This is a genomic window from Sphaerotilus sulfidivorans, from assembly GCF_013426975.1.
GTDB classification, from domain to species: Bacteria; Pseudomonadota; Gammaproteobacteria; order Burkholderiales; family Burkholderiaceae_C; genus Sphaerotilus; species Sphaerotilus sulfidivorans.
The window spans coordinates 1-14,719 of sequence record NZ_JACCPY010000032.1; the positions used below are offsets into that span (position 1 = coordinate 1).

General features: G+C 70.0%; 16 protein-coding genes. 1 reads left to right on the top strand and 15 read right to left on the bottom strand.

Annotation, left to right across the window (positions count from 1 at the left end):
* Positions 1 to 123: 123 nt before the first annotated feature.
* The 3 genes from napA to HZU84_RS15925 form a co-directional block, all read right to left on the bottom strand.
* Positions 124 to 2,673 carry a nitrate reductase catalytic subunit NapA gene (gene napA, locus HZU84_RS15915; protein WP_149505527.1) on the bottom strand — a complete coding sequence of 850 codons (2,550 nt, stop codon included), beginning with the start codon at positions 2,671 to 2,673 and terminating at the stop codon, positions 124 to 126.
* A 98-nt stretch (positions 2,674 to 2,771) separates the two neighbouring features.
* Positions 2,772 to 3,095, bottom strand: coding sequence for a chaperone NapD (locus HZU84_RS15920; protein WP_149505526.1), 324 nt, complete (start codon positions 3,093 to 3,095; stop codon positions 2,772 to 2,774).
* A 76-nt stretch (positions 3,096 to 3,171) separates the two neighbouring features.
* Positions 3,172 to 3,597 (bottom strand): YkvA family protein, encoded by a 426-nt coding sequence (locus HZU84_RS15925; protein WP_149505525.1) that lies wholly within the window; start codon positions 3,595 to 3,597, stop codon positions 3,172 to 3,174.
* Between the two features lie 166 nt (positions 3,598 to 3,763).
* Here HZU84_RS15925 and HZU84_RS15930 point away from each other — a divergent pair, with 166 nt between their 5' ends.
* Entirely contained in the window at positions 3,764 to 4,414 is a 651-nt protein-coding gene (locus tag HZU84_RS15930; protein ID WP_149505524.1) for a hypothetical protein, read from the top strand.
* 29 nt (positions 4,415 to 4,443) lie between these two features.
* Here HZU84_RS15930 and HZU84_RS15935 read toward each other — a convergent pair whose 3' ends face one another.
* From HZU84_RS15935 to HZU84_RS15990, 12 genes are all read right to left on the bottom strand, one after another.
* The gene (locus HZU84_RS15935) at positions 4,444 to 5,472 is read right to left on the bottom strand and encodes an amidohydrolase family protein (RefSeq protein ID WP_149505740.1); all 1,029 of its coding nucleotides are present in this window, start codon (positions 5,470 to 5,472) and stop codon (positions 4,444 to 4,446) included.
* Positions 5,473 to 5,548: 76 nt separating this feature from the next.
* Positions 5,549 to 6,259, bottom strand: a complete 711-nt coding sequence (locus tag HZU84_RS15940; protein WP_244954576.1) for a substrate-binding domain-containing protein — start codon at positions 6,257 to 6,259, stop codon at positions 5,549 to 5,551.
* A 120-nt stretch (positions 6,260 to 6,379) separates the two neighbouring features.
* On the bottom strand, positions 6,380 to 7,696 hold the full coding sequence (locus HZU84_RS15945; protein ID WP_149505523.1) for a M16 family metallopeptidase: 1,317 nt from the start codon (positions 7,694 to 7,696) through the stop codon (positions 6,380 to 6,382).
* A gap of 40 nt (positions 7,697 to 7,736) precedes the next feature.
* Positions 7,737 to 8,294, bottom strand: a complete 558-nt coding sequence (locus tag HZU84_RS15950; protein ID WP_149505522.1) for an NADPH-dependent FMN reductase — start codon at positions 8,292 to 8,294, stop codon at positions 7,737 to 7,739.
* Positions 8,295 to 8,419: 125 nt separating this feature from the next.
* The gene (locus HZU84_RS15955; protein ID WP_149505521.1) at positions 8,420 to 8,788 is read right to left on the bottom strand and encodes a hypothetical protein; all 369 of its coding nucleotides are present in this window, start codon (positions 8,786 to 8,788) and stop codon (positions 8,420 to 8,422) included.
* A gap of 64 nt (positions 8,789 to 8,852) precedes the next feature.
* Positions 8,853 to 9,218 (bottom strand): (2Fe-2S) ferredoxin domain-containing protein, encoded by a 366-nt coding sequence (locus HZU84_RS15960; RefSeq protein WP_149505520.1) that lies wholly within the window; start codon positions 9,216 to 9,218, stop codon positions 8,853 to 8,855.
* Positions 9,215 to 10,174 carry a precorrin-3B C(17)-methyltransferase gene (gene cobJ / locus HZU84_RS15965; protein ID WP_149505738.1) on the bottom strand — a complete coding sequence of 320 codons (960 nt, stop codon included), beginning with the start codon at positions 10,172 to 10,174 and terminating at the stop codon, positions 9,215 to 9,217. Before cobJ ends, HZU84_RS15960 begins: the two co-directional genes overlap by 4 nt.
* Positions 10,175 to 10,239: 65 nt before the next feature.
* A complete protein-coding gene (locus tag HZU84_RS15970) occupies positions 10,240 to 10,686 on the bottom strand; it encodes a cobalamin biosynthesis protein (protein ID WP_149505519.1) in 447 nt (148 codons plus the stop codon).
* Complete coding sequence (locus HZU84_RS15975) at positions 10,683 to 11,450, bottom strand: cobalamin biosynthesis central domain-containing protein (protein WP_149505518.1); 768 nt, start codon at positions 11,448 to 11,450, stop codon at positions 10,683 to 10,685. Before HZU84_RS15975 ends, HZU84_RS15970 begins: the two co-directional genes overlap by 4 nt.
* Entirely contained in the window at positions 11,447 to 12,259 is an 813-nt protein-coding gene (cobI, locus tag HZU84_RS15980) for a precorrin-2 C(20)-methyltransferase (protein WP_180693006.1), read from the bottom strand. The genes HZU84_RS15975 and cobI overlap by 4 nt, the downstream gene beginning before the upstream one ends.
* Positions 12,256 to 13,581, bottom strand: coding sequence for a precorrin-6y C5,15-methyltransferase (decarboxylating) subunit CbiE (cbiE, locus tag HZU84_RS15985; protein WP_180693007.1), 1,326 nt, complete (start codon positions 13,579 to 13,581; stop codon positions 12,256 to 12,258). The genes cobI and cbiE overlap by 4 nt, the downstream gene beginning before the upstream one ends.
* Positions 13,582 to 13,593: 12 nt before the next feature.
* Complete coding sequence (locus HZU84_RS15990; protein ID WP_149505516.1) at positions 13,594 to 14,718, bottom strand: cobalt-precorrin-5B (C(1))-methyltransferase; 1,125 nt, start codon at positions 14,716 to 14,718, stop codon at positions 13,594 to 13,596.
* Between the last annotated feature and the right edge of the window lies 1 nt (position 14,719).

The following is a 14,719-nucleotide window of genomic DNA, read 5'->3' on the forward strand; positions in this document are numbered from 1 at the left end:
GGCCGACGGCCGGGCGCGCCAGCAGCGCACAGCCGCCGGCCAGCAGTGCGGCCGCGCCGGCGCCCGCCGCCTGCTGCAGCCACTCGCGTCGGGTGCTCATCGGGCTCTCCCGCGTGCTGCGCCTCAGGCGCGCACCACCTTGACGGCGCACTTCTTGTAGTCGGTCTCCTTCGAGATCGGGCAGGTCGCGTCCAGCGTCAGCTTGTTGACCAGCCGGCCCTCGTCGAAGAAGGGAACGAAGACCAGGCCGCGCGGCACCTTGTTGCGGCCCTTGGTCTCGACCGAGAGCGTGATCTCGCCGCGGCGCGAGGCGACCTTGACCTTCATGCCGCGCTGCAGGCCGCGGGACTGGGCGTCGTCCGGATGCATGAAGACGACCGCCTCGGGCACCGCGCGGTGCAGCTCGGGCACGCGGCGGGTCATCGTGCCGGTGTGCCAGTGCTCCAGCACCCGGCCGGTGCACAGCCACAGGTCGAAGTCCTTGTCCGGGCTTTCGGCCGCGGGCTGGTAGGGCAGCGCGAAGATGTTGGCGCGGCCGTCCTTCTGGCCGTAGAAGCGCAGGCCCTCGCCCTTCTTCACGTAGGGGTCGTAGCCTTCGCGGAAGCGCCACAGCGTCTCCTTGCCGTCGACCACCGGCCAGCGCAGGCCGCGCACCTCGTGGTAGACGTCGAAGGGCGCCAGGTCATGGCCGTGGCCGCGGCCGAACTCGGCGTACTCCTCGAACAGGCCCTTCTGCACGTAGAAGCCGAAGGCCTTGGACTCGTCGTTGCGGTAGTCCTTGATGTACTTGCTGTTGACCTTCGTCAGGTCGGCCAGCGGATAGCGGTTGACCTTGCCGTTGCCGAACAGGATGTCGAACAGCGTCTTGCCCTTGAACTCGGGCTTCTTCGCGATCAGCTCGGCCGGCCAGACCTCCTCGACCTTGAAGCGCTTGGAGAACTCCATCATCTGCCACAGGTCGGAGCGGGCCTCGCCCGGGGCCTGGACCTGCTGGCGCCAGAACTGGGTGCGGCGCTCGGCGTTGCCGAAGGCCCCTTCCTTCTCGACCCACATCGCGCTGGGCAGGATCAGGTCGGCGGCCATTGCGCTGGCGTTGGGGTAGACATCGCTGACGACGATGAAGGTGGCCGGATTGCGCCAGCCCGGCAGCAGCTCGCCGTTGATGTTCGGCCCGGCCTGCATGTTGTTGTTGGTGGTGTTCCAGTAGCAGCGGATCTTGCCGTCCTTCAGCGCCCGGGCCATCGCCACCGCGTGCAGGCCGATCTTGTCGGGAATCGTGCCCTCGGGCAGGCCCCAGATCTCCTCGGTGTGATGGCGGTGCTCGGGGTTGGTCACCACCATGTCGGCCGGCAGGCGGTGCGCAAAGGTGCCGACCTCGCGTGCGGTGCCGCAGGCGCTCGGCTGGCCGGTCAGCGAGAACGGGCTGTTGCCCGGCTGGCTGATCTTGCCGGTCAGCAGGTGGATGTTGTAGACCATGTTGTTGGCCCAGGTGCCGCGGGTGTGCTGGTTGAAGCCCATCGTCCACAGCGACATCACCTTGACCTTCGGGTCGGCGTAGAGCTTGGCCAGTTCTTCCAGCTGGCGCACCGGCACACCGGAAATCTCCGAGGTCTTCTCCGCGGTGTACTCGGCGACGAACTTCGCGTACTCCTCGAAGCTGATCGGGCTGGCGTCGTTCGGGCTGCCCTTGGGCTTGCCGTCGGCGCCGGGGTAGCCGTTGCTGGTGGCGTCCTTCTCCAGCGCATGCACCGGGCGCAGGCCGTAGCCGATGTCGGTGGCGCCCTTCTTGAAGTTGACGTTCTTCTTGACGAAGTCCTGGTTCACCTTCTTGTTGGTGATGATGTAGTTGGCGATGTAGTTGAGGATCGCCAGATCGGTCTGCGGCTTGAAGATCAGCCCGGCGTCGGCCAGGTCGAAGCTGCGGTGCTCGTAGGTCGACAGCACCGCGACCTTGACATGCGGATGCGACAGGCGCCGGTCGGTGATGCGGCTCCACAGGATCGGGTGCATCTCGGCCATGTTCGAGCCCCACAGCACGAAGGCGTCGGCCTGCTCGATGTCGTCATAGCAGCCCATCGGCTCGTCGATGCCGAAGGTGCGCATGAAGCCGGCCACGGCTGATGCCATGCAGTGGCGCGCGTTCGGGTCGAGGTTGTTGGTGCGGAAGCCCGCCTTGTAGAGCTTGGATGCCGCATAGCCCTCCCAGACCGTCCACTGTCCGGATCCGAACATCGCCAGCGAGTTCACGCCGGAGGTCTTGATCGCTTCCTTCCACTTCGCGGCCATGATATCGAAGGCCTCGTTCCAGCTGACCGGCACGAAGTCGCCGTCCTTGGCGTACTGGCCGTTCTTCTTGCGCAGCAGCGGCGTGGTCAGCCGGTCGCGGCCGTACATGATCTTGGACAGGAAGTAGCCCTTGATGCAGTTCAGGCCGCGGTTGACGGGCGCTTCCGGGTCGCCCTGGGTGGCGACGACGCGGCCGTCCTGCACGCCCACCATCACCGCGCAGCCGGTGCCGCAGAAGCGGCACGGTGCCTTGTCCCAGCGCACTGCGCCGCCCGCCACCGGCGCCGACGCGCCTTCGGCGGCTTCGACGACGATCGGAATGCCGGCTGCAGCGGCGGTGGCGCTCAGGGCCTGGGCCTTCAGAAAGTCGCGACGATTCGATTCCATGCTTCCTCCAACAGTGCGGCCGGATGCTCGCCGTTCACGGGAGGAAAGTCCTTGAACTGGTTCAAGACGGCCGGCACGGATGGGGCCCTCAGGAGGGCTCAGGTGCGGTCGTGCCGCAGGTCCACGCCGGCGGCCAGTTCATGCAGGCCGGCGCGCCAGGAGGTGGCGTTCATGCCGGCGCTCTCGACCGGGTCATCGCCGCCATGCTCGTAGACCAGCGAGACATCGACGACCCCGGGCAGCAGCGCAATCGCAGCCAGCGTGGCCGAGGCGGCGATGCCCGCGCTGTCCTCGATGACGAGAATCAGCCGGCCATCACCCGGATCGAGCGCGACATCGACGCCAGGCTGTTGGGCGAGCTGGCGCGACAGCTCCGCGACGCGATCACGGGAAGTGCGCACGATGGCGCCGAGAATGCTCATGGGATCTCCTGGGTACACCCTGTCTGGGTGCGGGCTGCAATGTGACCTTGCATGCCATCCGCCAGGCTGATGCAGGTCAAGGTCGGGTGTCCGCCGCACATGCCCAGGCGCCTGCTGCCGCTGCGGCCCACAGCAGCACGATCACCGCCGCACCGACCTTGCTGACGGGCTTGCGACCCTGTTCGGTCATCCAGGCCTCGGCTCGGAGGCGGCTGTCTTCGAGCACGGCCGGCGGCAGCAGCCTGACTGCCAGCCAGATCATCCCAGGCAGCAGCAGCACATCGTCAAGGTATCCGAGCACCGGGATGAAGTCCGGAATCAGATCGATGGGGCTGAGTGCGTAGGCCACCACGAAGAGGCACAGCAGCTTCACGGCTCGGGGCGTTTTCGCATTCCTGCAGGCGAACCACAGGGTGACCGCATCGCGCTTGATGCGCCGCGCCCAGTGGCGAAGACGGTCTGCCAAGTGCCTGACCTGGCTGGATCTTTCAGGAGTGCGCATGGCAGAAAGCTGAGTTTTATGAAAAAAACATTAACCATGATAATGAAACTTATCATGGTTAAGTGATTGACTTTTTGTCTGCAGCAAGCGTGCACCGACGGTCACGCGGAGCCTGTTCTGTCGTGACTTCAGTCACGAACGTTCAGCGGTGCCGTGGACGGCAAAAATGGCAATCGGTAAGCTGACTTTTTTCACAATAACAGCATCAACAGCGATGATTGCCGTTAAATCCGTTCTCTTGTCGGCAGTTCTTGCCGCAACGATGGTGGCTGCCGCTCAGACCAAGTCGCCGCAGCCTCCGTCGCAGGCAAAGCCGCCAGCCTACCTCGAGCTTTTTGGCGTGCAGTTGAAATCCGCCACGCGAGAGCAGCTTCGCGAGGTTTTCGAGGCGGGCGGGTTGCAGCCGGTGCGTGTCGAAGACAAGTATTGGGTCGACACCTACAGCGCGGCAGGCGTTCTGGACGGCGCGTCGGGCTTCATCGCCGGCTATGTGGGCAGGACCGGAACTTTCGCGTTTGCGCAGTACGAGTTCGAAGGCTTCATGGACACCGGTCTGGTGACCCAGGTGGCCACGATGGTGACGCACAAGTACGGGCGCGCCAGCACCCGATCAGGCAATGAGGGCCTGGGGCCGGTCACCTACACCTGGAAATTTCCGCAAGGCATGACGGTCAGCGTTTCGCGGGGCTGGCCGGATACCACGACGTACCTGACCTTCACCGATCCGGTTGCCCACGCGGAAATGAGAGCGGAGCAGGAAGCCGACAAGCGTGCGGCCGAAAGAGAGAGGGCAAAGGCCCAGACCCGGGCGTTCTAGCCTGGCTCTCCAGCCGCACGCCGTCGGAGTCAAAGCCCCTTGGCCTTCAGCGCCGCATCCATGCGCGGGAAGACGCGGCGGGCATTGCCCTCGAACACCGCGTAGCGCTCCTCGTCCGTCAGGTTCTCGGTGGCGTTGACGTAGCGCTTGGTGTCGTCGTAGTAGTAGCCGGTCTGCGGGTCGATGCCGCGCACCGCGCCGATCATCTCGGAGGCGAACAGGATGTTCTTCACCGGGATCACCTTGGTCAGCAGGTCGATGCCTGGCTGGTGATAGACGCAGGTGTCGAAGAAGATGTTGTTCAGCAGATGCTCGTCGAGCAGCGGCTTCTTCATCTCCTGCGCCAGACCGCGGAAACGGCCCCAGTGGTAGGGCACCGCGCCGCCGCCGTGCGGGATCAGGAACTTCAGCGTGGGGAAGTCCTTGAACAGGTCGCCCTGCAGGCACTGCATGAAGGCGGTGGTGTCGGCGTTCAGGTAATGGCTGCCGGTGGTGTGGAAGCAGCTGTTGCAGCTGGTCGAGACATGGATCATCGCCGGGATGTCGTACTCGACCATCTTCTCGTAGATGGGGTACCAGTGGCGGTCGGTCAGCGGCGGGCTGTTCCAGTGGCCGCCCGACGGATCCGGGTTCAGGTTGATGCCGACGAAGCCGTAGTCCTTGACGCAGCGCTCCAGCTCGGCAATGCAGGTCTTCGGGTCCACGCCCGGCGACTGCGGCAGCATCGCCGCGCCGATGAAGTTGTCCGGGAACAGCTGGCTGACGCGGTAGCACAGCTCGTTGCAGATCGCCGCCCAGGTGCTCGAGGTCTCGAAGTCGCCGATGTGGTGCGCCATGAAGCTGGCGCGCGGGCTGAAGATGGTCAGGTCCGAGCCGCGTTCCTTCATCAGGCGCAGCTGGTTCTTCTCGATCGACTCGCGCAGCTCGTCATCGCTGATCTTCAGCGCCTTCGGGTCGGGCTTCTGGCTGGGGTCCTTCAGCGCGGCGATCTGCAGGTCGCGCCAGGCGCCGAGCGCAGCGGGCGCGGTGGTGTAGTGGCCGTGGACGTCGATGATCAGGGGTTGGGCTTGGCTCATGGGGCGCTCGGTGAAAAGACGGGAAAAGAGGCGGACAAGGCGAACGAGGCGGCCGTGCTCAGGCCGGTTCCATGCCCTGGCGGCGCTTCGCGGCGGCGGCCTCGGGCGACTTCATGAAGTCGAGCATCGCGCGCACCGCATCCGGCTGCGTGCAGGTGGCGGCGACGCCGGCCGAGAAGATCGTGGTGATCTGGATCGCGTCGGGCAGCGGGCCCACGATGTCGATGCCCTCGACATGGATCAGCTCGCTGAGCTGCTGGAAGCCCAGCTCGACCTCGCCCGCGGCGACCAGCGAGCCCACCGGCGTGCCCGGCGGCGGCGTGACCAGGCGCTCGGCCACGTCGGCGGCGATGCCCCAGCGCTCGAACAGTTTCGCCAGTGCGACACCGCTCGGGCCGGTCGAGCAGCTGACGCTGCGCGCGGCCAGCACGGCGGCCTTGACGCTTTCTTCGCTGGAGAGGTCGGGATGTGTGGCGCCGGCGCGCACGGCCACCGCCACGCCCGAGCGCACCAGATCCACCCGGCTGCCCGGCTGCACATGGCCGCCAGCGATCAGCTTGTCGATCGCGTCCGAGCCCAGGATCACCACGTCGAAGGCCTCGCAGGCGGCGACGCGCCGGGCGGCATCGACGCCGCCCACCGAGGCGATCTCGGCCGAGTGGCCGCTGCGGGCCTGCCAGTCGGCGACCAGCTCGGCCAGCAGCTGGCGGGTGGCCATCGAGGAGATGCCCTTGACGGGCGGCGGCAGCGCGCGGGAGTCGGAGGTCATGCGAAATCCTGAGGGAGACTTCGCGCATTCTCGGCAGCCACCGCCATGCCGGCCAGAGTCGGCGGGCACTAGCAGCTATCTTCCCTCGGCATCGCTGATCCGGGTTGCCCCGGATGCCGCTCAGCCCGTCACGGTGCTGCGCAGGCGCTCCATGCGCTCCTCGGTGCGCTCCCGGGTGCCGGTCGGCACCTTGCCGGTGATCGCCACCGCGGCCGGCGCGGCCAGCATGCGCCGGGTGCAGTCGCGCACCGCATCGGCGTCCACCGCCTCCAGCGCCGCCAGCCATTCGGCACCGCTGCGCACCCGCCCGAGCGCGAACAGGTCGAGCGCGGCCGTCTCCAGCCGGTGCTGCGCGCCCTCGCGCTGGCGCACCGCGCGCACCGCGATCTGGTTGCGCGCGCGCAGCAGGTCGGTCTCGCTGACCCGCTCGGCCTGCGCCTGCAGCAGCGCGACGATCTCGTCCTGGCAGGCCTCGAGGTGCTCGGCCGTGGTCGAGGCCTCCAGCACGAACTGCCCGGCCAGATCCGACTGGTCGGTCGAGCAGCCGGCGTAGTAGACCAGTCCCAGGCGCTCGCGCACCCGGTCGAGCAGCGGCGAGCTCATGCCCTCGCCCAGCACCGCCGCGGCCATCACGCCGGTGGCCGCCAGCGGATCGAGCCGGTCGGGCAGCGGGAATCCCGTCACCAGATGCGTCTGGCTGGAGCCCGGCTGGCGCCGGCTCTTCACCCCGCCGACCCAGGTCGGCGGCGCCACGAGATTGGGCGTGCCGGCGGGCATGTCACCGAAGACGGCCTCGACCTCGCGCGCCAGCGCCTGCAGCTCGACCGGGCCGGACACCGCCACGATCAGGTTGCTGCCGGTGTACTGGCGCGCGACATAGCCGGTCAGCTCGTCGCGGCTGAAGCGCTCGATGTTGCGCCGCCGCCCGATCACCGGCTGCGCCAGCGCATGCCTGCCGAAGGAGGCCTCGTCGAAGAGCTTGAAGGCGGTGGACAGCGCATCGTCCTCGTCCTCGAGGAACTCCTGCAGGATCACCTGGCGCTCGCGCTCCAGCTCGGCCTCGGGGAAGCTGCCGTGGCGCACGATGTCGCCCAGCATGCGCACGAAGGTCAGTGCGTCGCGCGCCAGACCGCGCATGTGGTAGGCGGTATGGTCCTTGTCGGTGTGCGCGTTGACCTCGGCGCCGAGCAGCTCGGCCTCGAGATTGATCTGCTGGCAGTCGCGCGTCGCGGTGCCCTTGAAGGCCATGTGCTCGACGACATGGCTGATGCCGTTGAGCCGTGCGCTCTCATGGCGGCTGCCGGTGCGCACATAGATGCTGACATTCGTGCTGGCCAGATGCGAGGGCCGCACCGCCAGGATGCGCACGCCGTTGGGCAGGACCAGGACCTCGGTGTCGTCGTCGGCGCAGGCCGGGCGGGGGAGGGAATGGGTCATGCCGGCATTGTGCCGGCAGGCGCGGGCGGTGCACCGCCGCTCAGCGGCGGATGAAGCGCACGAAGGCGTCGAGCTGGCGGCGGATGTGCTCGCGCGCGTCGCCGTCGATCAGCCGGCCGGCGTCGGCATCGACCTTGTTCTGCACCTGACCGATCATCACCTCGGGCAGGTTCATCACCCGCGCATCCAGCGCGACCAGCACCTGGCGCAGGTGGTACTGCGCCCGCACGCCGCCGAGCATGCCCATCGACGCACTCTGCAGCGCCACCGGTCGGGAGCCCATCGGCTTGCCCGGCAGGCGCGAGAGCCAGTCCAGCGCGTTCTTCAGCGCGCCCGGCACCGAGTAGTTGTATTCCGGCGTCACGATCACCACGCCATCGGCCGCGAACACCGCCTCGGCCAGCCGCGCCACGCCGTCGGGCAGGCCGGCGTCGAAGGTGTCCTGGTCATAGAGCGGAATGTCGCCCAGCGTCGCATGCAGCGCGATCTCGACATCGACCGCCACCAGCTCCGGCAGCGTCTGCGCGACCATGCGGTTGAACGAGGCGCGGCGCAGGCTGCCGGTGATGACGAGGAGGCGGGTGCGGGAATCAGACATGGGGAACTCCGTGTTCGGCGCCGGGGCACGGAAGGGTGCGAAGCCGGCATGTCCTCATGGTGCGCCGCAGCGTGCCCCGGCGCTGTCGGCCGGACCTGCGCGGACGTGTCGGACGGGTCCGACGCTCAGTGCCGGTCGCCGGACGGCTCGGCACCTGCGGATTCCACCTCCAGCGTGCAGTCGCAGCCGATGCCCGCGGCGATCAGGCGGCGGGCGCTGCGGCGCAGCAGCGGGGCGGCCGGACGCAGCCAGACGGGCAGCGGCGCGTGCTGGCCGGTCAGCAGGCCGCAGACATAGCGCGCGGCGCCCTCGTCCCATTCGAGCATGCGGCAGGCGCCGTCGCGGCGCTGGCTGGCGAGCATGCCGACCGGGCAGGGTTCGGTCAGGCAGCACAGGCCGCAGCCGTTGCAGGCCTGGCCGGGCGCGGGCTTGCGCGGCGCGTCGGCGTGGATCTGGATGACGCGGCGGTCGGTGGCGGCAGGAGGGGCATCCATCGCGCCAGTGCAGCATGGCGCGCCGAGGACGGATGCGCCGAAAAGCGCACCCTCCCCCGTCGCTTCAGTCGTGGGCGTCGTCGTCCGCGCAGGTGCCCGGGCCCTGGTGGAAGACCAGATCGGCGACCGGCTCGCCGCCGACCAGGTGCGAGGCGATGATGCGGTCCATGTTCTGCGGCGTGACGTCGTGGTACCAGGTGCCGTCGGGCTGCACGCACATCACCGGGCCGCCCTTGCAGGCGGCAAAGCAGCTGACGCGGCTGCGCTTGACCCGCAGCTCGCCGTCGTTCAGGCCCGCGGCCTTGAACTTCTCGCCCAGGCTGTCGAACAGCGCCTGGGCCTGGCCGTCCTGGGTGCAGCGCGGACCGGTGCAGACCAGCAGGTGGCGGCGGTAGGCGCCGATCTTCGGCTTGACGGCGGTCTCGCTCATGCTTCGCTCTCCTCGGGCAGATCGGCGGCGGCGGCCTCCAGCGGCTCGTCCAGCGTGGCGCGGATGTAGTCGACCGGCAGGCGGTGGCGCGCGGCGAGCTGCTCGACGCTCTCGCCGGCGGCGTGGTCGGCCTGCAGCGTGTCCAGCCAGCCGAGCAGGCCGGTGGAGAGCGAGCGGCCGGCCTTCTCGCCGTCGCGGGTCTCGAAGCCCTGTTCGGCGTCGTACTTGTTGGCGTAGCCACGCGGCGTGACCATCAGCCCGTCGCGCACGAAGGTGCTGCTGTTGCCGATCAGCACGGTGCTGAGCATGCCGATGTCCTGCTCGGCCATCTGCGCCAGCGTCGTGAAGACGATGTTCTGACGGCGGCGGTAGGCGCTCTTGACGATGGCCACCGGCGTGTCGGCGCGGCGGTGGCGCAGGAACAGACGCTGCGCCTCGACGATCTGGCGGGTGCGGCGGCCGCTCTTGGGGTTGTAGAGCGCGACGACGAAGTCGGCCATCGCCACCGCATCGAGCCGGCGGGCGATCACCGGCCAGGGCGTGAGCAGGTCCGAGAGCGAGATGGCGCAGAAGTCGTGCGTCAGCGGCGCGCCGACCAGCGCGGCGCAGCTGTTGAGCGCCGAGGCGCCCGGCACGATCTCGACCGCGACGTCGCCCTCTGGCGTCCAGCCGGCCTGGAACAGCACCTCGTAGGTCGGCCCGGCCATGCCGTAGACGCCGGCGTCGCCGCTGGAGACCAGCGCCACCTTCCTGCCGGCGCGGGCGGCGTCGAGCGCGCTGACCGCGCGGTCAAGCTCCTCGGTCATGCCCTTGCGCACGACCTCCTTGCCCTCCAGCAGGTCGGCGACCAGCTTGATGTAGGTGACGTAGCCGACCACCACATCGGCCTCGGCGATGGCGCTGCGGGCGCGCGCGGTCATGTGCTCGACGCTGCCGGGGCCGATGCCGACGAGCATGATCTTGCCGGCGGGTGGGGGGGAGGCGTCGAACTCGGCGAGTGCGGCGGGAAGGATGGGATCGTTCACGGGATCTCCGGTTCGGGGGATTCAGGGGATGGAGCCGGGCTGCGCATCCGCGCCACCGACACGGTGGCATGGCGCCCGTCCGGCCCGCGCAGGCGGTGCTTCTCAACGACCAGCGCGCGCATCTCGTCGGCACGGCCGGCGGCCAGCAGCGCGGCGGCCTCGCTGACCGAGGGCGTGCCGGTGTGGCGGCGCACCGTCTCGGACGGGTTGGGCACCGCGACCCGGGCCAGGACGTCCGGCGCATGGAAGACCGGCGTCCAGCCCTCGGTGCGGCAGAGCGCCAGCAGGCCGGTCTCGTCGGCCTTCAGCGTGATGCTGGCCACCGCCGCCACATCGGCCCGGACCGCACCGGCCTGGGTCAGCGCCTGATCGACGGCCTGGCGCAGCGTGGCCTCGGGCGTGCCGCGGTCGCAGCCCAGGCCGAGCGCGAGGCGCGGCTTCATGCGGCCGGCTCCTCGTGCGGCGGGCGGTAGACCACCAAGCGCTCGGCCCAGCGCGTCCAGACCTCGGGCGCGATCTCGGCGTGCGTGACCCACAGCACCGCGCGGTGGCGGGCCGGATCGACCTGGTCGAAGCGCGTCAGGCGCTCGATGCTGGCCGGCAGCGGCGTGGGCCGCGTCCACCAGTCGGGCCGGCCGGCCTCCTGCACGAAGGCGATCGGCTCGCCGTTGACCACATGCGCCGAGACGCGGGTGATGTTGATCTTCGGCGCCTCGACGCGCCAGCCCAGCTCGCGGCCGAGAATGTCGACCGGGATGGTGCGGCCCACGTCCGACGCGGTGGTCACCACCGGCGTGGCGCCGATCAGTCCGGCCACCTGCTCGGCCATCGCGTTGGCGCCGCCGACATGGCCCGAGAGCACCGGGATGACGAACTGGCCGGCATCGTCGATCACCGTCACGCCGGGATCGACGTCCTTGTTCCTCAGGTGCGGCGCGATCAGTCGCACCACGGCACCGAGCGAGACGAAGAAGACCAGCTGGTCGAAGCCCTCGAACAGCGGCGCGATCTCGTCGCGCAGCGCGCCCTCGTAGGCGCGCACCGGATTGGCCACGGCGGCGAAGGCGCCGGCGAACCTGGCCGAGGTGCAGATCGACGCCTGCGGCAGCCGGCGCGCCAGTGCCGCGGCCTGCGCGGCGCCGTGCTTCGTGATGGCGACGATGCAGACGCGCGCATCGACAGCGGAAACGGACGGGACAGCGTTCATGCGGCGACTCCGGGCGAGGTCTTCTTCAGGCAGCCGCGGATGCGCTCGCCGCGCACCCGGTGCGGGCTGCGCACGATCATCAGCGAGAGGTAGCTGACCTTGCGCTCGCGCAGCGCACGCAGGGCCTTGGGCGTGTCGGCCACCTGTTCGTCGGGTGCGCCGCAGCGCTCGACGAAGCTGGCGTGGCCGAGCAGCTCGCGCCGCTCCAGCCAGTCGAGCAGCTCGCCGATCAGCGGCTTGACCTTCAGCAGCACCAGGGTGTCGAAGTCGGCCAGCAGCCGGTCGATCGCCGAGACGCCGTAGGCCGCGGGCACCAGCGCCACGGTGTCGTCCTGCTCGCACAGCGGCAGCCCTTGCGTGGCGCAGGCCGCGGTGAAGGCGTTGACGCCGGCCACCACCTCGATCGGCAGCTCGGCGCCCTCTTCCTCGGCCAGCGCGCGCAGCGTGCGCGCCAGGTGGCCGAAGGTGGCGTAGGTGCTGGCGTCGCCCTCGACCAGGAACAGCACATCCTGTCCGGCGCGCAGCTTCGGCCAGACGACTTCGGCCGCGCGCAGCCAGGCGCGGGCGAGCTTGTCGCCGTCGTGCGTCATCGGGAACAGCAGGCTCTGGTGGTCGGTCGGCGGCACCAGGCCCGCGCGCGCGACGATGTCGAAGGCGTAGCTCGGCGTCTTCGTGCTGCGCGCCGGGTAGACCCAGGCGGTGTCGGTGCGCTCCAGCAGCGCCCAGGCGCGCCGCGTGATCAGGCCCGGGTCGCCGGGGCCGAGGCTGACGCCGTGCAGCGTGCCCATCTTCTTCAGGCCCGGATTCATGCGGCCTCCTTGCGGGCGCAGACGATCCACACCGGGTTTTCCGCAGCCATGCGGTGCATGTCGAGAATCGGGCGGCTGCGCGCGGCCTGCAGCTGCAGCACGTCCCAGTCGATCGCATCGGTCGCCGCCATCGCCTTGAGCGCCTGCGTGGCCACGGCCAGGTTCTCCAGCGTCACGAAGTTCATCACCAGATGACCGCCCGGGCGCAGCCGGCGCAGGCCCAGCGCGATCAAGCTGGAGAGCTCGCCGCCGGAGCCGCCGATGAAGACGGCGTCCGGATCGGGCCAGGCCTCGAGCCCCTCGGGTGCGCGGCCGTGCACCAGCGTGTGGTTGGAGACGCCGAAGGCATCGCGGTTGGCGCGCGCGATGGTGATGTCGGCCTCGTTCTTCTCGATCGCCCAGACGTGGCCCTGCGGGCACAGCCGCGCCGCCTCCAGCCCGACCGAGCCGGAGCCGGCGCCGATGTCCCACACCCTGCTGTCGGCGCGCAGCTGCAGCCGCGCCAGCGACACCGCACGCACCTCCTGCCTGGTGATCAGGCCCTTGTCGGGCTGCCGCTGCCGATAGTCGCGGTCGGCCAGGCCGAAGCGCACCGGGTTCGGCCGCGGGCACACCCGCCACAGCAGCACCACGTTCGGATCGGCGAAGGCCTGCGGCGGCGCCTCGGCCACCTCGGCCGGCGCCAGCTCGGCGCGCACCCGCTCGTCCGGCTGCAGCAGCCGCTCGGCCACCGCCATGCGGAAGTCCTCGCCCTGCCCCTCGGCGAGCAGCAGCCGGGCGATGCGTGCGGGCGTGTTGTCGGGGCTGGTCAGCACCAGCAGGCGGTCATGTGCGCGCAGCGCCTGCGCCAGCGCGTGCAGGCCATGCGTGGGCGGCGCGCCGACCTGCCATTCGCCGGCGTCCCGGGCGTGGATCGACACGATGCGCGCGTCCTGCCAGACCAGCTTGAGGCGCGCGCAGGCCAGCTGCAGCGTCGAGACATTGGGCAGCACCTCGATCGCCTGCACGCACAGCCGCGCGGCCAGGAAGCCGGCGATGCCGTGGCAGAGCGGGTCGCCGGTGGCCAGCACCACCACCTTGCGGCCGGCCTCGCGCGCCTCGCTCACCCAGCCGGGCACGGCGCTCAATTTGCCGGTCAGGTCGAGCCGCTCGGCGTCGGGGCGGATCTCGGCTTCCAGCAGCGCGAGCGTGCGCGCGCCGCCGATCACGCGGTCGGCCGCGCGCAGCTGCGCCCGCGCGGTCGCGCTCAGGCTGGCCGCGCCGTCGTCGAGCACGCCCAGCACCCGGCAGGGGTTGGGATCCGGAAAGACATCGGTGTTCATCAGCAGTCCTCGTCAGCGGGCCGAACTCGCCTCGGCGATCTTGCGGCCCTCGAAATCGCAGACCAGCACCTGCAGGTGGAAGCGCTGGCCGTAGCGCTCGGGCGTGGTCAGCGTGGACACCACCTTCTGCGCCAGCGCGGCGTGGAATTCGTTCAGCAGCCCGAGCGCCTCCATGCGCTCGGCGGCGAAGCGGGCCGTCTCGGCGGCGGCGATGGCGGCGCATTCCTCGGGCGGCGCGCCGATGCCGGCGGCCAGCCCGGCCAGCAGGCCGGTGTCGACCTCGGCGCGGTTGGCGTGGGTGATGGTCTCGCCCTGGGCGATCTTGGTCAGCTTGCCGACCATGCCGCCGATCACCACCTCGCGCAGCCCCTGCGCCACCGCCTCGTCCAGCGCGTAGCGCAGGAAGTCGCCCATCTGCACGAAGCAGGCGGCGGGCAGCGCGGGGCGCTCCTTCATCGCGAACTGCTCGGTGCGCCCGCCGGTGGTCAGCACGACGACGCCGTGGCCAAGCGTGGCCGCCACCTGCACGCCCTGCACCACGCTGGCGCGGTAGGCGGCGGTCGAATAGGGCTTGACGATGCCGGTGGTGCCCAGGATCGAGATGCCGCCCAGGATGCCCAGGCGGGCGTTGAGCGTCTTCTTCGCCATCTCGACGCCCTGCGGCACCGAGATCGTCACCACCAGCCCGACCTCGTCGAGCAGGCCGGCGGCCACCTCGCGCAGGTTGTCCTCGATGTTGCGTCGCGGCACCGGGTTGATGGCCGGCCCGCCGACCTCCAGCCCCAGCCCGGCCATCGTCACGGTGCCGACGCCGAAGCCGCCGTGCAGCGTGACCACGCCGGGCCGGTCGGGATCGATCCGCACCTCGGCGGTCAGGTGCGCGCCATCGGTGCAGTCGGGGTCGTCGCCGGCGAACTTCACCACCATCGCGTGGGCGGCGCGCCCGGTGCCCTCGCCCTCGCAGCGGCCGTCGTGCACGGCGAAGCGCACCCGGTCGCCGTTGGGCAGCAGGCTCTCGACCTCGGCCGGCACCGCGCCCTCGACCAGTCCGAGCGCGGCGGCGCGGGCGGCCGCGGCCGCGCAGGCGCCGGTGGTGAAGCCGGTGCGCGTGCCGCGCTTGACGGTCTTGTCCATCATG

Excerpts from the sequence above, each read along its gene's own strand:
- cobJ (WP_149505738.1), bottom strand. The coding sequence starts at position 10,174 with ATGCTCGTCGGCATCGGCCCCGGCAGCGTCGAGCACATGACCGCGCGC.
- HZU84_RS15950 (WP_149505522.1), bottom strand. The coding sequence starts at position 8,294 with ATGTCTGATTCCCGCACCCGCCTCCTCGTCATCACCGGCAGCCTGCGC.
- HZU84_RS15960 (WP_149505520.1), bottom strand. The coding sequence starts at position 9,218 with ATGAGCGAGACCGCCGTCAAGCCGAAGATCGGCGCCTACCGCCGCCAC.
- HZU84_RS15940 (WP_244954576.1), bottom strand. The coding sequence starts at position 6,259 with ATGACCTCCGACTCCCGCGCGCTGCCGCCGCCCGTCAAGGGCATCTCC.
- HZU84_RS15970 (WP_149505519.1), bottom strand. The coding sequence starts at position 10,686 with ATGAAGCCGCGCCTCGCGCTCGGCCTGGGCTGCGACCGCGGCACGCCC.
- HZU84_RS15945 (WP_149505523.1), bottom strand. The coding sequence starts at position 7,696 with ATGACCCATTCCCTCCCCCGCCCGGCCTGCGCCGACGACGACACCGAG.
- cbiE (WP_180693007.1), bottom strand. The coding sequence starts at position 13,581 with ATGAACACCGATGTCTTTCCGGATCCCAACCCCTGCCGGGTGCTGGGC.
- HZU84_RS15930 (WP_149505524.1), top strand. The coding sequence starts at position 3,764 with ATGGCAATCGGTAAGCTGACTTTTTTCACAATAACAGCATCAACAGCG.
- HZU84_RS15975 (WP_149505518.1), bottom strand. The coding sequence starts at position 11,450 with ATGAACGCTGTCCCGTCCGTTTCCGCTGTCGATGCGCGCGTCTGCATC.
- HZU84_RS15925 (WP_149505525.1), bottom strand. The coding sequence starts at position 3,597 with ATGCGCACTCCTGAAAGATCCAGCCAGGTCAGGCACTTGGCAGACCGT.
- HZU84_RS15920 (WP_149505526.1), bottom strand. The coding sequence starts at position 3,095 with ATGAGCATTCTCGGCGCCATCGTGCGCACTTCCCGTGATCGCGTCGCG.
- napA (WP_149505527.1), bottom strand. The coding sequence starts at position 2,673 with ATGGAATCGAATCGTCGCGACTTTCTGAAGGCCCAGGCCCTGAGCGCC.
- cobI (WP_180693006.1), bottom strand. The coding sequence starts at position 12,259 with ATGAATCCGGGCCTGAAGAAGATGGGCACGCTGCACGGCGTCAGCCTC.
- HZU84_RS15955 (WP_149505521.1), bottom strand. The coding sequence starts at position 8,788 with ATGGATGCCCCTCCTGCCGCCACCGACCGCCGCGTCATCCAGATCCAC.
- HZU84_RS15990 (WP_149505516.1), bottom strand. The coding sequence starts at position 14,718 with ATGATGGACAAGACCGTCAAGCGCGGCACGCGCACCGGCTTCACCACC.